Origin of the sequence: Yoonia sp. (genome assembly GCF_042093035.1) — a bacterium.
Lineage (GTDB): Bacteria > Pseudomonadota > Alphaproteobacteria > Rhodobacterales > Rhodobacteraceae > Yoonia.
In genome coordinates, this window is the sequence record NZ_JBELFI010000006.1 from 20,363 (window position 1) to 39,527 (window position 19,165).

19 protein-coding genes are annotated in these 19,165 nt (G+C 58.0%); 10 read left to right on the forward strand and 9 right to left on the reverse strand.

Translation table 11 applies throughout. From position 1 onward, the window contains the following. Positions 1-3: 3 nt before the first annotated feature. Positions 4-846: a pantoate--beta-alanine ligase gene (panC, locus tag ACFDSS_RS01945; protein WP_375254071.1), complete on the reverse strand. Its 843-nt coding sequence runs from the start codon at positions 844-846 to the stop codon at positions 4-6. Positions 847-1,037: 191 nt separating this feature from the next. Between panC and ACFDSS_RS01950 the strand changes: the two genes are divergently transcribed. From ACFDSS_RS01950 to ACFDSS_RS01980, 7 genes are all read left to right on the forward strand, one after another. Next, a complete protein-coding gene (locus ACFDSS_RS01950; protein ID WP_375254104.1) occupies positions 1,038-2,495 on the forward strand; it encodes an ABC transporter substrate-binding protein in 1,458 nt (485 codons plus the stop codon). Positions 2,496-2,580: 85 nt separating this feature from the next. After that, positions 2,581-2,841, forward strand: a complete 261-nt coding sequence (locus tag ACFDSS_RS01955) for a hypothetical protein (protein WP_375254072.1) — start codon at positions 2,581-2,583, stop codon at positions 2,839-2,841. Then, on the forward strand, positions 2,838-3,782 hold the full coding sequence (locus ACFDSS_RS01960) for an ABC transporter permease (RefSeq protein ID WP_375254073.1): 945 nt from the start codon (positions 2,838-2,840) through the stop codon (positions 3,780-3,782). Before ACFDSS_RS01955 ends, ACFDSS_RS01960 begins: the two co-directional genes overlap by 4 nt. Then, positions 3,779-4,594, forward strand: a complete 816-nt coding sequence (locus ACFDSS_RS01965) for an ABC transporter permease (protein WP_375254074.1) — start codon at positions 3,779-3,781, stop codon at positions 4,592-4,594. The genes ACFDSS_RS01960 and ACFDSS_RS01965 overlap by 4 nt, the downstream gene beginning before the upstream one ends. Continuing rightward, the gene (locus tag ACFDSS_RS01970; protein WP_375254075.1) at positions 4,591-6,171 is read left to right on the forward strand and encodes an ABC transporter ATP-binding protein; all 1,581 of its coding nucleotides are present in this window, start codon (positions 4,591-4,593) and stop codon (positions 6,169-6,171) included. Before ACFDSS_RS01965 ends, ACFDSS_RS01970 begins: the two co-directional genes overlap by 4 nt. Positions 6,172-6,187: 16 nt before the next feature. Then, positions 6,188-6,925, forward strand: a complete 738-nt coding sequence (locus tag ACFDSS_RS01975; protein WP_375254076.1) for a glucose 1-dehydrogenase — start codon at positions 6,188-6,190, stop codon at positions 6,923-6,925. After that, the gene (locus tag ACFDSS_RS01980; protein ID WP_375254077.1) at positions 6,909-7,937 is read left to right on the forward strand and encodes a P1 family peptidase; all 1,029 of its coding nucleotides are present in this window, start codon (positions 6,909-6,911) and stop codon (positions 7,935-7,937) included. Before ACFDSS_RS01975 ends, ACFDSS_RS01980 begins: the two co-directional genes overlap by 17 nt. Here ACFDSS_RS01980 and ACFDSS_RS01985 read toward each other — a convergent pair. The 3 genes from ACFDSS_RS01985 to araD are packed head-to-tail and all read right to left on the reverse strand — an operon-like array spanning position 7,934 to position 11,768. Beyond that, entirely contained in the window at positions 7,934-9,106 is a 1,173-nt protein-coding gene (locus tag ACFDSS_RS01985) for an FAD-dependent oxidoreductase (protein ID WP_375254078.1), read from the reverse strand. The genes ACFDSS_RS01980 and ACFDSS_RS01985 overlap by 4 nt on opposite strands. Beyond that, positions 9,103-10,011 carry a Gfo/Idh/MocA family protein gene (locus tag ACFDSS_RS01990; protein WP_375254079.1) on the reverse strand — a complete coding sequence of 303 codons (909 nt, stop codon included), beginning with the start codon at positions 10,009-10,011 and terminating at the stop codon, positions 9,103-9,105. The genes ACFDSS_RS01985 and ACFDSS_RS01990 overlap by 4 nt, the downstream gene beginning before the upstream one ends. After that, entirely contained in the window at positions 10,011-11,768 is a 1,758-nt protein-coding gene (gene araD, locus ACFDSS_RS01995; protein ID WP_375254080.1) for an L-arabinonate dehydratase, read from the reverse strand. The genes ACFDSS_RS01990 and araD overlap by 1 nt, the downstream gene beginning before the upstream one ends. 71 nt (positions 11,769-11,839) lie before the next feature. On the opposite strand from araD, the gene ACFDSS_RS02000 reads away from it, so the two are divergent. The 3 genes from ACFDSS_RS02000 to ACFDSS_RS02010 all read left to right on the forward strand — a co-directional run bounded on the left by ACFDSS_RS02000 (position 11,840) and on the right by ACFDSS_RS02010 (position 14,376). After that, positions 11,840-12,589 (forward strand): class II aldolase and adducin N-terminal domain-containing protein, encoded by a 750-nt coding sequence (locus tag ACFDSS_RS02000; RefSeq protein WP_375254081.1) that lies wholly within the window; start codon positions 11,840-11,842, stop codon positions 12,587-12,589. Between the two features lie 31 nt (positions 12,590-12,620). Then, positions 12,621-13,073, forward strand: a complete 453-nt coding sequence (locus ACFDSS_RS02005; RefSeq protein WP_375254082.1) for a hypothetical protein — start codon at positions 12,621-12,623, stop codon at positions 13,071-13,073. A gap of 442 nt (positions 13,074-13,515) precedes the next feature. After that, complete coding sequence (locus ACFDSS_RS02010) at positions 13,516-14,376, forward strand: SDR family oxidoreductase (protein WP_375254083.1); 861 nt, start codon at positions 13,516-13,518, stop codon at positions 14,374-14,376. On the opposite strand, the gene ACFDSS_RS02015 is transcribed toward ACFDSS_RS02010, so the two are convergent. The 5 genes from ACFDSS_RS02015 to ACFDSS_RS02035 all read right to left on the reverse strand — a co-directional run bounded on the left by ACFDSS_RS02015 (position 14,342) and on the right by ACFDSS_RS02035 (position 19,163). Beyond that, positions 14,342-14,998: a hypothetical protein gene (locus ACFDSS_RS02015; protein ID WP_375254084.1), complete on the reverse strand. Its 657-nt coding sequence runs from the start codon at positions 14,996-14,998 to the stop codon at positions 14,342-14,344. The genes ACFDSS_RS02010 and ACFDSS_RS02015 overlap by 35 nt on opposite strands. A 187-nt stretch (positions 14,999-15,185) precedes the next feature. After that, a complete protein-coding gene (gene dxs, locus ACFDSS_RS02020; RefSeq protein WP_375254085.1) occupies positions 15,186-17,099 on the reverse strand; it encodes a 1-deoxy-D-xylulose-5-phosphate synthase in 1,914 nt (637 codons plus the stop codon). A gap of 12 nt (positions 17,100-17,111) precedes the next feature. Beyond that, positions 17,112-18,017 (reverse strand): polyprenyl synthetase family protein, encoded by a 906-nt coding sequence (locus ACFDSS_RS02025; protein WP_375254086.1) that lies wholly within the window; start codon positions 18,015-18,017, stop codon positions 17,112-17,114. Continuing rightward, a complete protein-coding gene (locus ACFDSS_RS02030) occupies positions 18,010-18,243 on the reverse strand; it encodes an exodeoxyribonuclease VII small subunit (protein ID WP_375254087.1) in 234 nt (77 codons plus the stop codon). The genes ACFDSS_RS02025 and ACFDSS_RS02030 overlap by 8 nt, the downstream gene beginning before the upstream one ends. Next, positions 18,240-19,163 carry a histone deacetylase family protein gene (locus tag ACFDSS_RS02035; protein WP_375254088.1) on the reverse strand — a complete coding sequence of 308 codons (924 nt, stop codon included), beginning with the start codon at positions 19,161-19,163 and terminating at the stop codon, positions 18,240-18,242. Before ACFDSS_RS02035 ends, ACFDSS_RS02030 begins: the two co-directional genes overlap by 4 nt. Positions 19,164-19,165: the final 2 nt, after the last annotated feature.

A 19,165-nucleotide genomic window follows, 5' to 3' on the forward strand; every position in this document is an offset into this window, starting at 1 on the left:
GCCCTAGACAGCTATGTTATCTATCAAACGCACACCAGCGAGCCATGCAGCTGCAAACAACCGCGCTTGCGGTTTTGCTTTTTGCAAAAGCGATAGATCAACCCCATCGCGCATTTCCAGATAGTCGATCTTGTTAAAGCCCGCCGCCATAATCCGCGCCTCACTCTCTGGATAAATGTCGCCCATTGCGGCCCCTGCCAACAGCTTCTCGCGAAGGCTCTCCATCACCTCCGCCAAGACTGGCGCGTAAACACGCGCACGGTCAGACAACAACAGATTGCGCGACGACATCGCCAATCCGTCTTCTTCGCGGATTGTCGGGCAACCGATCACCTCAATCGGGATATCCAGGTCCATCGCCATCCGGCGCACGATCTGAAGCTGCTGGTAGTCCTTTTCCCCGAAAAATGCGAAATCGGCAGAGGTTTGCGAGAATAGCTTTGAAACCACCGTGGCCACGCCGTCGAAATGACCGGGGCGCGCTTCACCGCACAGCATATCGGTCAAGCCAGACACTGAAACGGTGGTCGCAAACCCATGGGGATAAATCTGATCGGCATCAGGGACGTAGATCAGATCAACACCGATGCTTTCCAGCTTGCGCGCGTCCGCGTCTTCGGTGCGCGGATAGTTCCTGAGATCGTCGGGGTCGTTAAACTGCATCGGGTTCACGAAGATCGTGACAATGACACGGTCGCATTTTTTGCGCGCCGCACGCGCAAGCGACAAATGCCCCTGATGCAGCGCCCCCATCGTCGGAACAACGCCGATTGTCTCGTCTGCTTTGCGCCAAATCGCTGTCTGGGCGCGCAGATCAGCGCGGTTTCTGAGAATTGGTGCAATCATGTGTGGGCCCCATCCGCAAGGCATTGCAGGTTGGATTTCTTGGCAATGGCGCGCATGGTCGTTCCCTTTTGATGAGGCTGGCAATAACAGCCAAGACGCAGGCTTTCCAGCGCGAAGGGCTTGATTTGAAACGACGTTGCGACAAGACTGATCCCAGCCACAGGGAGAGAACCATGTTTCAGCTCAAGTCAATGACCACCGCGACCGCTATCATGCTCTGCGCAGGGGCTGCGTTGGCGCAAGACAGTATCACCGTCGCCATTCAGTTGGAGCCGCCAAATCTTGATCCGACCGGCGGTGCTGCGCAGGCCATCGACAGTGTGCTTTACGCGAATGTTTTCGAGGGCCTCACCCGGTTTGACGCTGATGGTGCGATTATTCGCGGTTTGGCGCAAAGTTGGGACATTTCCGATGACGGTCTGCTCTATACTTTCAACCTTGCCGCGGGAGTGACCTTCCATGACGGCACTACGATGGACGCGGAAGATGTGAAATTCAGCCTCGACCGCGCGCGCGCTGAGGATAGCACGAACGCGCAAAAGGGTCTTTTTGCAGGGATCACCGACGTAAGCGTAATTGACCCGCTGACGGTGCAGGTGACACTTGGCCAGCCAAACGGCAATTTCCTGTTCAACATGGCGTGGGGAGATGCCGTCATTGTCGCCCCCGAGAGCATCGCGAACATCGCTTCAAATCCGATCGGCACAGGCCCGTTCACCTTTACCGATTGGGTCCAGGGTGATCGTCTGGAAATGACCCGCAATGAAAACTACTGGGGAGAAGCGCCCGCGCTGGAAACTGCGACGTTCCGTTTCATTTCCGACCCGACGGCTGCCTTTGCCGCTGTAATGGCAGAGGATGTGGACGCATTTATCGGCTTCCCTGCACCGGAAAACCTGCCGCAGTTTGAAGCTGATCCGCGTTTCCAAGTGCTCGTCGGCAATACAGAAGGTGAGACGATCCTGTCCACCAACAACAAGATGCCACCATTCGACAACCCGCTGGTGCGCCAAGCGGTGGCCCATGCCATTGACCGACAAGCCATTATTGACGGCGCGATGTTTGGCCTCGGCACACCGATTGGCACACATTTCGCACCGCATAACCCCGACTATGTGGATTTGCTGTCAAAATCACCATATGACCCGGACAAAGCGCGCGCGCTACTCGCTGAAGCCGGGTTTGCAGATGGGTTTACGACAACGCTGAAACTGCCTCCGCCATCTTACGCACGTCGTGGTGGCGAGATCATCGCGTCGCAGCTGCGTGCCGTTGGCATTGAAACCGAAGTGACCAACCTTGAATGGGCACAGTGGATTGAAGAAGTCTTTAGCAACAAGGACTTCGGGCTTTCTATCGTGAGCCACACAGAGCCGATGGACATCGGAATTTACGCCAATCCTGAGTATTACTTCCAATACGACAACCCGGAATTTCAGACTTTGATGGAAACGCTCAACGCGACAACAGATCCGGCCCAGCGTAGCGTGCTGATGGCCAAGGCTCAGACGATCATCGCGGATGATTACGTGAACGGGTATCTGTTCCAACTGGCCGTCGCGACGGTTGCAAAGGCCGATATCCAAGGGCTTTGGGTGAACCAGCCGACGGCGGCCGTTGATCTGACCGGTGTATCTTGGGCCGAATGAGATCAAAACCATGCGAAGTAGCGCCCGGCATCGCCGGGCAGCCCCCGGCCCATGGAGGGGGCTTCACACCACCCTTGGCCTGCGCATGATCTCAGGCGTCATAATCAGGCCCGAGGCACCCCAAGACCACGCAGCCATTCATCACCTCGCCCGCGATGCATTCGCACCGATGCTCTTCGCAGACGGGCGCGTTCTTCTCGGCCATCCTGCTGTCCATAACGCCACGGGTTTTGTGTCAGGCGGGCGGCTCACCTTTGGATCGCTAAACACTGATTACATGATGTATCATGGGCTGACCGGCGAGATTACGTTCGTCGATGCGCTCCAAGCGGATCATCGTCCATGATCCGCTACGCCATCGAAAGGCTCACGTCGCTGGTTCTCAGCTTGATTGTCGCGTCCATCGTGATTTTCGCAGTGATAGAGGTGATCCCGGGCGACCCCGCGGCATTCATGCTTGGCGTGAACGCGCGTCCAGACACAATTGCGGCCTTAAGAGCAGAAATGGGGCTGGATAGATCACTTTTCACACGTTATTTTGATTGGTCGACTGGATTGCTCCGCGGTGATTTCGGCCAGTCATGGACCTATAAGACCCCCGTTTCAGATCTGATCGCGGATCGGGTCTGGGTCTCTCTTCCGTTGGCTATTTACGCGCTGATCCTTTCAACCCTTATCGCTTTTCCGGCTGGTATCTATGCCGCCAGCAGGCGCGGAGGCGCAGGTGACGTAACAATCATGGGGGCCACCCAACTCGGCGTCGCCATCCCGAATTTCTGGTTCGCGATGATCCTTGTGTTGATCTTCGCCATCAACCTGCGCTGGTTCAGCGCTGGCGGATTTCCGGGCTGGGATAGTCCCGGCCAAGCGATCAAGGCGCTCACCTTGCCCGCCATCGCACTCGCGCTGCCACAGGCGGCTATCCTCGCGCGGGTCATGCGCTCATCCCTGCTGGATATGCTCGGCGAAGATTTCATCCGCACCGCCCGCGCCAAGGGGTTAAGCCGCAGGCAGGCGCTGTGGCGGCATGCGGTCCGCAACGCCTTGATCCCGGTACTGACCATCATCGGCTTGCAATTTTCATTTCTGCTGGCGGGCGGCATCATCATTGAACAGATCTTCTTTCTGCCGGGCCTTGGCCGCCTGATCTTCCAATCCATCAGCGCGCGCGACCTGATCGTCGTGGAAAGCGTGGTGATGCTTCTGGTCTTTGTCGTGATCTTGGTGAACTTCCTCGTGGACATGGCCTATGCCACCGTTGACCCGCGCTTGAGGACAAGAACTTGAACCGCAATCTTGTCATCGGCGCAGTCCTGAGCGCGATTTTTGTGTTGCTGGCTGCTATTTCATTGGTCTGGACGCCATCTGATATCGAAACACTGGATATTCCCAACAGACTGCAAACGCCCAGCCGCGCAAACCTGTTGGGCACGGACCACTTCGGGCGCGATATCCTGTCGATGGTTATGATGGGCGCGCGCACCTCGATCGCTGTCGCCTTGGTGGCCGTGGGCATTGGCATGGCGCTTGGCATTCCCTTGGGATTGCTGGCAGCCGCGCGGCATGGATCACTGTTGGATGAGGTGATTATGCGCGGCAACGACCTCGTCTTTGCCTTTCCGTCGCTGGTCATCGCGATCCTCATCACCGCCGTGTTCGGAGCATCAGCCGTCAACGCCATCATCGCCATCGGTATCTTCAACATCCCCGTCTTCGCGCGCCTTGCGCGCGGCGCGGCCCTGCCCTTGTGGGAGCGTGACTTCATCTTGGCCGCCCGCGTCTGCGGCAAATCCGCGACACGCATATCAATCGAACATATCCTGCCCAACATGACCAACCTGATGATCGTCCAAGGCACCATCCAGTTCAGCCTGGGCATTCTGGCAGAGGCCGCCTTGTCCTACATCGGCCTTGGCGCGCAACCCCCCACGGCAAGCTGGGGCCGCATGTTGGCAGACGCGCAAACGCTGGTCAGCATCGCTCCGCATACGGCGCTTGTGCCGGGCTTCGCGATATTGCTCATGGTCTTGGGTCTGAACCTGATGGGTGACGGCTTGCGCGACTGGCTTGACCCACGGATCAGGGTGACGCGGACATGAGCTTGCTGCACATCAAAGACCTCTCTCTGCGGATCGGGCAGACGCAAATTCTGCATGACATCGATCTCGATCTGGACGCGGGCGAAATCGTCGCGATCACAGGCGAAAGCGGCTCCGGGAAATCCATGACAGCGCTGTCGATCATGGGGCTTTTGCCGCATGGGTCCGAGACGACCGGAACGATCCAATTAGCAGAGGCTGATATAATGCAGACCGCAGAGTCAGCGCTTTGCGGGATGCGCGGCAATACGATGGGTATGGTGTTTCAGGAACCGATGACCGCGCTGAACCCGGTGCAAACCATCGGCGCGCAAGTCGCGGAGACGATCCTGATCCATGAAAAAACCAGCAAGGCAGATGCCCATGCGCGCGCTGCCGCGATGTTGGAGCGTGTTGGGCTAAGAGTGCCCCCAACGCGCTACCCGCATCAGCTTTCAGGTGGCCAGCGGCAGCGCGTTGTCATTGCGATGGCGATTGCCCTGCGCCCAAAACTGTTGATCGCAGATGAGCCGACAACGGCGCTCGATGTGACGACACAGGCGCGAATTCTGGCGCTTCTTCAGGACTTGGTGCGCGCATTCGACATGGGGCTTCTAATTATCACGCACGATCTGGCCGTCGTCGCCGATATTGCCGACAAAATCGTCGTGATGCAGAACGGACGCGTGGTGGAAGCCGGTGCGACGGATCATCTGCTCCAGAACATGCAGCACCCCTATACCAAGGCCTTGTTCGAGGCCTCAAACCATGCCGTTGCCCTGCCCGATGCCGACACCGAACACCGACTTCTGGCGGTGACCGATGTGGCCCGGGATTATCCCATGGCCCGAAAATCACCACTCAGCGCGCGGCCCATGTTTCGCGCGCTTTCCGACATCACATTCCAGATCAACCGAGGCGAACGCGTCGGGCTTGTGGGGGAAAGCGGGTGCGGGAAATCCACCTTGACGCGGGCCATTCTGGGATTGGAGGACGTGCAGCACGGCGCGATCACGCTTGATGGTGCCCCCGTCTTCACCGACAAAAGACCAAACCTGACCGTGCGGCGCAAAATGCAGGTGGTGTTCCAAGACCCCTACAGCAGCTTCAACCCGCGTCACCGCGTTGATCGGTTAATCACGGAACCCTTCCATCTGCTGGAAAACCCGCCAACAGGCGCTGAACGCGACGCGGCCATTGTGCGGGCTCTGAAAGATGTCGGCCTTTCATCTGCCGATGCATCGAAATACATCCATGAATTCTCTGGCGGGCAGCGCCAGCGCATTGCCATCGCGCGTGCGCTGATTATTGAGCCCGCGCTGATTATTTTTGACGAAGCCGTATCAGCCCTCGATGTGTCGGTGCGCGCCCAGGTTCTTGATCTCATTGCTGATCTGTGCCGGAAGCGGCCACTTGCCTATCTGTTTATCAGTCATGATCTCAGCGTTGTACGCACGATCACCGACAGCGTCATGGTCATGCAAGCAGGCCGGATCGTGGAGCAAGGTATAACCGATGACGTGTTCACCAACCCGCAACACAGCTATACAAAGACACTGATTGCCGCGGCACCTCAACTGCCCAAGATAGCGGTCTAACAACAAAGGATCACCCATGCGACTGGCCGGAAAAACAGCGATCGTCACAGGCGGAGGTTCAGGCTTTGGCGCAGGCATCGCACGCAAGTTTGCCGCCGAAGGCGCCAAAGTTATCGTTGTTGATGTGAATTTTGAAGCGGCCGTCGCCATTGCGAAGGAAATCGGCGGCAATGCATGGCGTTGTGATGTGTCCGAAGGCAGAGCAGTGGACGCTTTGGCCAAGGATGTGCTGGCGCAAGGCCCCCTAGATATTCTGGTCAACAACGCGGGCGTCACCCATCTGCCCAGCGCAATGGAGGACGTGACCGAGGAAGACTTTGACCGTGTCTACAACGTCAATATGAAATCCGTCTTTCTGCTTGCTCGCGCCTTCGTTCCGCACTTCAAAGAACGCAAGGCAGGGGTCATCTTGAACGTCGCCTCAACCGCTGGCGTCTCACCGCGCCCGCGACTGAACTGGTACAACGCCTCAAAAGGTTGGATGATAACGGCCACCAAGACCATGGCGGTTGAGCTGGCCCCCGAAGGCATTCGCGTAAACGCGATCAATCCGGTCGCAGGGGATACGCCCCTGCTCAAATCCTTCATGGGAGAAGACACACCAGAGATCCGCGCGAAGTTCCTTGCGACGATCCCGCTGGGTCGTTTTTCAACCCCCGAGGACATGGGAAACGCCGCCTGTTTCCTTTGCTCGGACGAAGCCAGCATGGTCACCGGCGTCGCGATGGAGGTGGACGGTGGACGCTGTATCTAAGACAGGACCGCTGAACCTGATTACCGATGTTGCTGGCCTCAAGGTTGGCAACGCGCAGGATGACAAGATCAAGACCGGCAGCACGGTCTTGATCGGCGACAAGCCATTTACCGCCAGCGTGCATGTCATGGGCGGCGCGCCCGGCACCAAGGAAACGGATCTGCTGGCCCCCGACAAGACCGTGCAAGAAGTTGATGCGCTGGTGCTGTCTGGCGGATCGGCCTTTGGGCTTGATGCCTGCTCTGGCGTGATGGACGGGTTGCGCGCAATGGGGCGTGGGTTTGCAATTGGTCAAATGAACATCCCGGTTGTGCCCGGTGCCATCGTATTTGACCTCATCAATGGCGGCGATAAGGGCTGGGATGAAAACCCTTACCGCGCTTTGGGGAAACAAGCGCTCGACGCCGCGACATCTGATTTTCTCATTGGCAGCGCTGGGGCCGGGACAGGTGCCAACGCTGCGATGCAAAAAGGCGGACTTGGGTCGGCGTCTTTGGTTCTACCGGATGGCACGACGGTCGGTGCCTTGGTGGTGGTCAATGCACTGGGCAGTGTGACAACACCGGGGGATACCCATTTTTGGGCAGCGCCTTTTGAAATGGACGCGGAGTTCGGTGGCGCTGGCCCAGACCCGAAGGCAGGACAAGTCCAACCGCAACCTAGCCGCAAAGAACGCGCGATGATGTTGCAGGCGACCGCCGCGTCAAACACGACCATCGCGATTGTGGCCACGGATGCGACACTGACGAAAACGCAGTGCCATCGGCTCGCCGTGACGGCGCATGACGGGATGGCGCGCGCGATTGTACCAGCACATACGCCTTTGGATGGGGATTTGGTTTTTGGCGTGTCGACCGGAAAGGATGCGCCTGTCGATCAATCCCAGTTCCGCGATATCGCCGCCGCCACAGCGGTGTGTCTAAGCCGGGCAATCGCGCGCGGCGTCTATGCGGCGACACCCGCCGAGGGCGATCTATTGCCGACATATCAGGAAATGAACCCGAAACCTTAGGCGTCGAAGGCGCCGCTATAGATGTCGGAGGGGATCATTCCGCCTGACGCCACCAACGCGCCCAAACGCCCGAGTTCATCCGCGCATTTCGCACCTGCACCATTGCCTGCGGTCAGCGCCATCAAACGATCTGTCTGGTGGTAAATCAGCGGGTTTCCATGCGGCGTGAAGCAAGTTGCGCAGCTGCCCGTCGTGACAGCTTTGAATGACAGGTCGGGCATCAAGCCGGTCAAAAAATCCGCAAGAAACGCGCCAACTTCGGGGTCTCCGTCGGTGCGAAACCAGTCCTTCATTTCGGCCACGCTCTGCAATTCGTGGTCAACAGGATCACCACCGATCTTGATATAGGTCTTGCCATTGGGGTAGCGGACGGGGGGCAGAATATACGGATCCGTGACCAGATTGGGCGTTATGTAGACAACAGATGGCATATCACGCAAACGTGCGGCCTCTGCCTCGTCGAGCTCAAAGAAGGCAATCGTGCGCCCATAGACTTTCAGCGGCAAAGGCGCTGGCAAGAGGCCTTCGGCTTTGGAAAACGCGCCGCAGGCAACGATGGCTTTTGCGCCTGCGATGACTTGCCCGTCCGCGCAATGCGCCTGCACAGCCTGCGCGCTCTCGATCAGCCGCGTGACTTCAGTGCGATGAACCACCGCCCCGGCACGTGCCGCAAGTAACATCTCTGCTTCGACATGGGCACGGGGATCGATCCAACCCGCTTCTTCAGCCTCATAAAGCGCGAGGATGCCACCCGGGAAATCGAAATAGGGGAACCGCGCGCGCAAGGCATCGCCGCGCAAGGCATCATGTTTCACGCCATCCGCTAACGCGTTTTGCTGCGCCGTCTGGATAAAATCACTGCCCGCCCCAGCCTCTGGCCCCGCAATAATTGCCCCAACAGGTGCAAAGAACGACTGACCGCTTTGTTCTTCCAACTGCGCGTAGCGCCCAATGGCGGCTTGCGAAAAGCGGCCCCAGTTCTGACGGCGGTCTATCTTACGCGTAATCCGCGCGGCGTCGTAGTGGCTGGCAAAGACGCCGTCGTGATCGGACTTCAACGCGGGCTCCGCAGGGCCAATCAACGCCACGCGCGCCCCGTCCTCGGCCAGATGCCGGGCGGCGGCGCTGCCCATGAGACCGGCACCGATGACGATGACATCATAGATCAAAGAACGAATGGCTCCAGCATCACCCGTTTGCCCAGCGTCAACGCATCCGCGACGTGCAACATCGGCGATAGGTCCACCTCAGACTGACCCTGCTCTACTAGTTCCGCCATCCGCGCGTAAAGTGCGGGATATTCTGCACGAGGTCCGACCACAGCCTCAACACCGTCGATGACCAATCGCGCGCCGCCATCATGCAGGTTCAGTGTAGCCTGCGTCGTCTCGACAGTGATATCCCAGCTTTGCGGGCCTTCTTGCCGCCAGTCGAAATCCCCTGTCACGTTCTGTGTCCATTGCATTTGCGCCGCTATCGGCGTGTCGCAGTTGGAGGGGTAAAACAACTCCGCAGAGCGCAAATGGATCGGCATCGGCAAAATCTCGGTAATGATCGAAAGCGCGTTGCTGCCGGGGTCAAAGACCCCCATGCCGCCCGGTTCAAACACCCAGTTCTGACCCGGATGCCAGCGGCGCACGTCTTCTTTCCAACTGATGTGGGCGGCTGTGATCTCTTTGTCAGCAAGCCAAGCCTTCGCAGGCGCAACCCCTTCAGCCATCCGGCTATGCCACGTCGTATAAAGCGTCACGCCGGCCGCCTTCGCCATATCGGCAAGGGCATGCACCTCTGCCAAGGTCGCACCGGGGGGCTTTTCGAGCATCACATGCCGACCCGCCGCGATCGCCTTGGCCGCATAGCCGTAGCGCGGCACTGGCGGCAGGCAGAGTGAGATGACATTGACGTCTGGCCGCTCCGCCAGCATCTGCTCGAAATCAGTGTAGGCTGGGACCCCATCAACGGTTCCCGCACGGCTCACCGTTGCGGCAAGCTCCCATGCGTCGCTGCCATTGATTGCGGGCACGTGCTGATCGACAGCAATCTTGCCGATCCCAACCAGACAAATGGCAGTCATCAGTGTGCTTCCTTACCAACGGCATTGCCGCGGTGACCAACAAGGAAATCAAAATCAGCGCCAGTATCAGCCCCCATCACGCGATCATGGTAGAGCATTGCATAGCCGCTTTCAGGCCGCGGGTTCGCGCCTGATTTCTCGGCCGTCCAAGCGGCCATCCGCGACGCCAGTTCCTCATCCGTGATATCAAGATGGATACGGCGGCCAGCAACATCGAGCTCAATGATGTCCCCATCTTGGACAACCGCAAGCGGGCCACCAACCGCGGCCTCAGGCGAGGTATGCAAAACGACCGTACCAAAAGCCGTCCCGGACATACGCGCATCCGAAATCCGCACCATATCGGTGATCCCCTTCTTAAGGATCTTTGGGGGCAGGCCCATGTTGCCCACCTCTGCCATGCCCGGATAGCCGCGCGGACCGCAGTTTTTCAGGACCATCACGCAGGTCTCATCAATATCGAGATCATCGTCGTTGATACGCGCCTTGTAGTCGTCGATATCCTCAAACACGACGGCACGACCTGTGTGCTGCATCAACTCCGGTGTGGCTGCAGAAGGCTTAATCACCGCACCACCGGGCGCCAGATTACCGCGCAGCACAGCAATACCACCCGATTGGGTCAGCGCCTTTTCAACGGGCAGGATCACATCCTCATTCCAGTTCTTGACGTTCTTGACCTCATCCCACATGGACCCGCCCGACACGGTCAGAGCATCTTTGTGCAACAACCCAGCTTCGCCCAGCCGCTTAATCACGACGGGCAGACCGCCAGCATAGAAGAATTCCTCCATCAGGTATTTGCCGGACGGCATCAGGTTCACGATTGTGGGAACATCACGACCCAGACGATCCCAGTCATCGAGTGTCAGTTCCACACCTTTGGTCCGCCCTGCCATCGCGAGCAAGTGAATGACTGCATTGGTCGAGCCGCCAATCGCGGCATTCGTGCGGATCGCGTTTTCAAAAGCATCCTTGGTCATGATGTCGGATGGCTTCAGGTCATCCTTGACCATATCGACAATCCGGCGACCGGTCAGATGGGCCATCACGCGGCGGCGGCTATCAACCGCAGGGATCGCAGCATTGCCAGACAAGGCCATGCCCAGCGCCTCAGCCATAGAGGCCATCGTGCTCGCGGTGCCCATCGTGTTGCATGACCCCGGTGAGCGGGACATCGAGGCCTCAGCCTCAACAAATTCTTCCGCAGTCATTTCGCCTGCGCGCACGGCTTCTGAGAACTTCCAAAGGTGGGTGCCGGAACCCACACGCTCACCGCGGAACATGCCGTTCAGCATCGGCCCGCCTGAAACAACGATAGCGGGCAGATCAACCGAAGCAGCACCCATCAAGAGCGCGGGCGTCGTCTTGTCGCAGCCAGCAAGCAAAACCACGCCGTCCATGGACTTGCCGCGGATCGCCTCTTCGACGTCCATTGCGCATAGATTGCGATACATCATGGCGGTCGGGCGCAGACTGCTTTCGGCAGGTGAGAATACAGGAAACTCAACAGGAAACCCGCCCGCTTCATAAACGCCAAACTTCACCTTCTCGGCCAGGTCACGCAAATGCGCGTTACAGGGAGTTAACTCTGACCAGGTGTTGCAAATCCCAATCACAGGGCGGCCATCCAGCAAATCCGCCGGCAAACCTTGGTTCTTCATCCATGAGCGGTGATAGATCGCATCCTTGCTTGAACCCCCAAACCACTCTTGCGAACGCAATTTGCGGGGCCATTTGGCGGGCTTGAATGTCATATTCAGACTTCCTTTGAAGGTATGTTTGCGCCATCAATACCCCGCAGCCTCATCAATTCCAAGGAGCCGTCATGAATACGCATCCACAAAACATGACCCATTGGGCCGAACGCGTTGACCTTGCCGCGGCGTTTCGGTGGACCGCGCGGTTGAACATGCATGAAGGCGTCGCCAACCATATCAGTCTGGCGATCAATGATGATGGCACCAGGTTCCTGATGAACCCCAATCAGATGCATTTCAGCCGGATCAAGGCCAGTGATATGATCGTGGTGGACGCCAATGACCCCGATACGCTGAAAGGGCCAAATGCGCCTGATCCGACCGCTTGGGGGCTGCATGGCGGCATGCACCGACTGGTGCCACACGCACGCTGCGCGATGCATGTGCATTCCATCTTCGCGACTGTTCTGGCCTCGCTGAAAGACAGCCGCCTGCCGCCGATCGATCAAAACTGCTGTACGTTCTTCAATCGCTACGTGATCGACGAAGGCTATGAAGGGCTGGCATTTGAAGAGGAAGGCGAACGCTGCGCGTCCCACTTCACCGATCCAAGAAAGAAGGTGATGATCATGGGCAACCATGGGGTGCTCGTAATCGGGGATACCGTGGCAGAGACCTTCAACCGGATGTATTATTTTGAACGCGCCTGTGAAACCTACATCCGCGCATTGCAAACCGGGATGGAACTGCGTGTTCTGTCGGAAGAAATCGCCGAAAAGACCGCGCAGGAACTTGAAGGCTACCCTGAACAAGACCAGCGGCATCTGGCCGAACTCAAGGCTATTCTCGATGATGAGGGTGCAAATTATGCATCTTGATGAAATGATTGCGCAAACAAAGGATAAGTAAATGACCCCAACCTACGACGAATTGCTCAACCATAAATGGGGGTTGGTATCAATTGGCCTTGGCGCATGTGCACTGGTTGTGACAATGGTGGTGATGTTCGGTGGGCCTTTCGGACCGCAAGACAGCGTTGGAACGTCCATTGGAAAGATTATCGGTGAGATCAGTGTTTCCGCATTCAACACCGTACGTGGCAACGAATTGCCGCCACCGGAAGCGGCGGCATGGGATCTTGACCGTATCTTGTTGGTCACCGGTCCGATCTTAGCCATCTTGGCGATTGTCACCGCGATCGTTTCGGCCTTTTGCCGCGATCCCTGGCGGCTGCCAACCTACGGGGCCGTTCTGGGAATTGGCGCAATTGCGATCCAAGTCATCTGGTGGATCGTGCTGATTATCGCTGGCGCGCTCATTCTGGTGTCGATCATCGAAAACGGCCCCAGCTTTCTGGAATAGCGTCAAGCTTTTCTGAAGATCACAAGGCGGGCCATGTCGTTGCGGTGCCACTCATCCGCGCAGTCGTCATAGATGCGAGCGTCACGGGTTCTTTGCCATCTTGAAATGCTATCACAGGTTCACGCATTCTCAAGTGCTCAGGCGGCAAGCACCTTTGGCATGGCGACCTGATCCAACTGTCGGTCCAACAAAGGTTCGATGCCTTCGGCGAGGATATTTCCGGCCAAAAGAAGGTCACCCCTTTTCGCCACAACGGACAAAAAGGGGCTTCTTCCGGCATGGCCATCGGCGTCCCCGCCTGTACCACACAAACCAAGTTGCCACTTTGTGGTTAACAATTCATTGCTTCTTTTGGCCGGAAATATCCTCGCCGAAGGCACCCGACCGCCACAAAACGGACAAGGGCTTGCGTGGCACTATGTATTCCGCCAACAAGATGGCCATGACGCAGACACTCCTTTCATTCGGGCACGGTTACAGCGCACGTGCATTGTCCCGCATTCTGTTACCGCAGGATTGGCGGATCATCGGGACCACACGGTCAGAGGACAAAGCGCCACGTCTGATGAATGAGGGGGTAGAGCCGCGCATCTGGCCGGGTGCGGACATGATCCCGGCACTCAATGCGGCGACGCATCTTCTGATCTCTGCATCACCGGACGATGCCGGCGATCCGGTTCTGGCCGAACTACGCGCGCAGATTGCGAAACGCGCGGACCAGTTTACGTGGGTCGGATACCTGTCCACGACCGGCGTTTACGGCGACCATCAGGGGGGTTGGGTTGATGAAAACACGCCTCTGACGCCCAGCACAAGCCGCGGCATCGCGCGGGTGAAGGCCGAAGCGGACTGGGCCAGTATTGATGGCCTGCCGCTGCATATATTCCGACTGGCGGGCATTTACGGCCCCGGTCGGGGGCCATTTTCAAAGGTCCGCAATGGCACGGCACGCCGCATTATCAAAAGGGGTCAGGTTTTTAGCCGTACCCATGTGGCCGACATCGCGCGTATCCTTGCCGCCTCGATCGACAAGCCCAACCCCGGCGCAGCCTATAACGTTTGCGACAATGACCCTGCGCCTCCTGAGGACGTGATTGCCTATGCCGCAGAACTATTGGGGTTGCCGATCCCGGAAGCCGTCGATTTTGAAACCGCGGATATGTCCCCAATGGCGCGCAGCTTTTATGCGGAGAGCAAGAAGGTACGCAACGACCGGATCAAGGATGAACTGGGGATTGAATTGCTGTATCCCGATTATCGGAGCGGGCTCAGGGCGCTACTGGCGCAGGAAATCGGTGCCTGACACCCCAGGCAATCGCCGCATAGACCAGCAAGATGAAAAGTGCCGCGCCAAAGTAGGTGCCGTAGACCGTGATACGCTCTGCCAATTCCAGATTATTCAGGAACGGATAGGGCAAGCCGCTGGTGATTGACCCGGAAGGGCTGGTACCCAGAGGCTGTAAAACAAATTCCCCCCAGGCAATATACGCGCCAATCACACCAACCAGCCAAAGCGCAGCACGCCCCAGACTTCGGAAGCTGCGGTGAACGAAGACGGCATCGACGACCTGCAAGAGCGGTCCGAATAGATGCAAATAGATCTCAAGATGCCAAGCGGACAATGCGCCATCGTCGTTCACAGAAAACGGGTCGGCGAGGTAAAGCCGCCAGTACAAGATCACGACCATCGTGTTCACCACGGCCGTCATGCTGACAAGACCATCCCAGCGCCTCTCCGACCGGCCTTCTTCGATGGCCATCATGCGGCTGAACGCAAAGAAGCTGAAAAACAGCGCCCAGATCGTCAAGAAGCGGAACGGGCCTGCAAATTGATCCCAGCCCCCGAAAATCACCGTGCGAATGCAATAGCCGGCAGCAAGGAGAAAGGCTGTCCAACGAAAGATCAAACGCGGGTTAACTGTCATCAAGGGCTCACTTTTTGCGCATGATTTGCGCACAATCGATTGGCAACGCCAAGCATTGCCACGTAGCGGTCTCTTCACGTGCCGATGCGGCACAATCCGTCCATATCAAAGTCCTTGAAGCACCCAAGAACCATATCTCAAATTAGATATCGGGGGCAGCCACAAGGTGCGCGCGGGATTGCGCGTACTAGGCCCGCTTTTCCAGCGTCGCAACACCCATCACCTCCAGCACCTTCGCCTCAATATGTTCGGCATTCATGCCCGCCGCATCGTACATCGCCTGCGGGCTTGCCTGATCGATGAACGTATCCGGCAACACCATCGACCGGAACTTCAGCCCCTGATCGAAAACGCCTTCATCTGACAGAAGCTGGGCCACATGCGAACCAAAGCCGCCGACAGCGCCCTCCTCAACAGTGATAAGCGCATCGTGGTCTGCGGCCAATTTCAGGATCATGTCGCGATCCAGCGGCTTGGCAAAACGAGCATCAGCAACAGTTGGCCGGATGCCCTTCGCCGCCAGCGCCTCACAAGCCTTTGTGACTTCTTGCAAGCGCGTGCCAAACGATAAAATGGCCACCTGTGCGCCTTCGCGGATCATCCGACCTTTGCCGATTTCCAGCAATTCGGGGTTTTCCGGCATCTCAACACCAACGCCTTCACCGCGCGGGAAGCGGAAAGCAATCGGACCCTCATCATAGGCGGCAGCGGTGGCGACCATGCACACCAGTTCTGCCTCATCGGCAGCGGCCATCACCACGAAGCCGGGCAGGTTGGCCAAAAATCCGATATCGAAAGACCCCGCATGGGTCGCCCCGTCAGCACCTACCAGCCCCGCGCGGTCAATCGCAAATCGAACAGGCAGGCGCTGGATTGCCACGTCATGCACAACCTGATCGTAGCCGCGCTGCAAAAACGTCGAGTATAGCGCGCAGAACGGTCGCATCCCCCCCGCCGCAAGCCCCGCGCTAAAGGTCACGGCATGTTGCTCTGCGATGCCCACATCAAAGCAACGGCTGGTATAACGCTGCATGAATTTCGCCAGACCAGTGCCGTCGGGCATCGCGGCGGTTACGGCACAAATCTTGCTGTCCGCAGCGGCCAGCGTGCAAAGAGTCTCAGAAAACACAGAGGTATAAGACGGCGCATTGCTCGGTGCTTTTTTCTGCTCGCCTGTGATGACATCAAACTTCGCAGTCGCATGGCCCTTGTCACTGGCGGTTTCAGCCGGGCCGTATCCCTTGCCCTTCTTCGTAATCGCATGAATTAAAATCGGACCGTCCGCACGCGTCTTGACAGTGCGCAGGACCGAAAGCAGCTGCGCCATGTCATGCCCGTCAATCGGGCCGAGATAGGAAAATCCAAGCTCTTCGAAAAGCGTCCCGCCGACCGTCATATGCTTGAGAACATCTTTGGCGCGCTTGGCGCCTTCGCGGAAGGGTTCCGGCAAAAGCGACACGGCACCTTTGGCGGCGGCTTTGAATTCCTGAAATGGCTCCCCCGCATAAAGACGGGACAGATAGGTGGACATCGCACCGGTTGGCGGGGCAATCGACATTTCATTGTCGTTCAGGATCACGATCAGCCGCTTGCCCAGATGGCCCGCGTTATTCATCGCCTCATACGCCATGCCCGCAGACATCGCGCCATCCCCGATCACGGCAATCGCGTCGCCACCTTCACCCCCCAAATCACGGGCCACCGCAAAGCCCAGCGCTGCCGATATTGAGGTGCTTGAATGCGCCGCCCCAAACGGATCATAGGGGCTTTCAGAGCGTTTGGTAAAACCACTCAACCCGCCTTCCATACGCAGCGTGCGGATACGGTCACGCCGACCGGTCAAAATCTTGTGCGGGTAACACTGGTGCGAGACATCCCAGATGATCTTGTCCTTGGGCGCATCAAAGACGGCGTGCAAGGCAACGGTCATTTCCACCACGCCAAGACCGGCCCCCAAATGGCCACCGGTCTTGGACACGGCCGCGATCGTCTCAGCCCGCAATTCATGCGCGAGCTGGCTCAGCTCCGCATCAGACATGAATTTCATATCATCAGGCGTGGTCACGCGGTCAAGGGTCGGCGTATGGGGTTGGTCTGACATGGTCGACCCTTCTTAATGTGTCCGCGCAATGACAAAACGCGCAGCTTCTTTCAATGTCTCGGCATCATCGCCGTAGGGAGATAGCGCATCGCAGGCCTCCTCCACCAGTGACGCTGCGCGGTTTTTCGCCCCATCCAGCCCCAAAAGGGAAACAAAAGTGGCCTTGCCAGCCGCGTGATCCTTGCCAACGGCCTTGCCGACGACCGACGCATCGCCTGTCACGTCAAGCACATCATCGGCAATCTGAAAGGCAAGACCCAATGCATTGCCGTATGTCGTCAGCGGTTCGCGCTCTGCTTCGGCCATGCGTGGGCCAACAAGCGCCGACCAGGAAATCAGCGCACCAGTCTTGCCAGCCTGAAGGGCAATGATCTGATCCAGACTAAGCGGTTCTTTCGCGGTCTCTGCGGCCATATCAGCCGCCTGCCCGCCGACCATGCCGCGCACGCCTGCTGCATTGGCAAGGGTTATGACCAAGTTCAGCTTGGGGCGCAGCGGACATTCTGCCTGCGCCAGCAATTCAAAGGCCAGCGCCTGCAAACCATCGCCAGCAAGCACGGCGGTCGCCTCGTCCCACTTCTTGTGCACGGTCGGCTGGCCACGGCGCAATGCATCATCATCCATACATGGCATATCATCATGCGCCAAAGAATAGGCGTGGATGCATTCAATCGCGGCAGCAGCACCGGCGACAGCAACAGGATCGATCTTATGGAGGCGCGCGGTTTCCAGAACCAGGAATGCACGCAAGGCCTTGCCACCAGCGACGGCATAGAGCATCGCCTCAGGCACATCGCCTTCCAACCCCGAAAGCGCAAACCCGATCCGCGCTTCGGCAACGCGGCCCGCATATGCCAATGCATCCTTCAACGGTCGGCGCTGCGGCACAGTCAGGGTCTTGCCGCCCGCGTCAGCCATCCAAAGGCGCCGTACCCTTGGGCGCACCACCCTCACCCAAAGTAATCTTGGCCACCTTCTCTTCGGCTTCCTTCAACTTGGCTTCGCAACGGGCTTTCAAGGCCGCACCCCGTTCATAGAGGGCAATGCTATCGTCCAAAGCGACATCACCGCGCTCCAACTGACCAACGACAGTTTCCAACTCTTTGATCGCGTCTTCAAAACTCATCTTCTTTACGTCAGTCATCGGCCTCTTTCCTCCAATACGTGTACATGGGCCGCCGCAGAGGCGCCAAGTGCGGTCAAGTCATACCCCCCTTCAAGGCTCGATACCAGCCGACCCTGACAATGCTGATCGGCCAAATCACACAAGCGGGCGGTGACCCAGGCAAAGTCCTCCGTGGTCAGGTTCATACCTGCAAGTGGATCAGCCTCATGGGCGTCAAACCCAGCGGAGATGATAATCATTTGCGGGGAAAACGCATCAAGCCGGGGTAGTATAATTCGGTCATACACATCGCGAAATGATTTGCTGCCCGTCCCCTCAGGCAAGGGGACGTTCAAGACATTGTCAACGCCCACTTCATGGGCAGCACCCGTACCGGGATAGAGCGGTGACTGATGGGTGGAACAGAACAGGATGCGCGGGTCGTCCTCCACCAGGTCTTGCGTACCATTGCCGTGATGCACATCGAAATCGACAATCGCGACGCGGTCCAACCCGAAATGGTCCAATGCGTGCTTGGCACCAACAACGACGGACCCAAAGAAACAAAAGCCCATCGCGGTCTGGCGCTCTGCATGGTGACCGGGTGGGCGCACAGCTGCAAACGCATTGCTGACTTCACCACCCAGAACCATATCCACAGCGCGCACGACCGCACCGGCAGCACGGTAGGCCGCAGTCAACGTGCCGGGCGACATATGCGTATCGGCATCCAACGACCGCCAGCCAGCTTCCGGAGCAGCCGCAGTGATTGCATCAATATGCGCTTTGGGATGGGCGCGCAGCAAATCATCCGCCGCCACCAAAGGGGCTTTCACACGCTGCAAATCCATCCCCTCAAGGGCATTCAAAACAGCATCAAGGCGGGCCACTTGCTCCGGATGACCGGGCGGGGTCACGTGGTCAAAGCAATCTTCATGGGTAATCAAAGCAGTTGTCATGA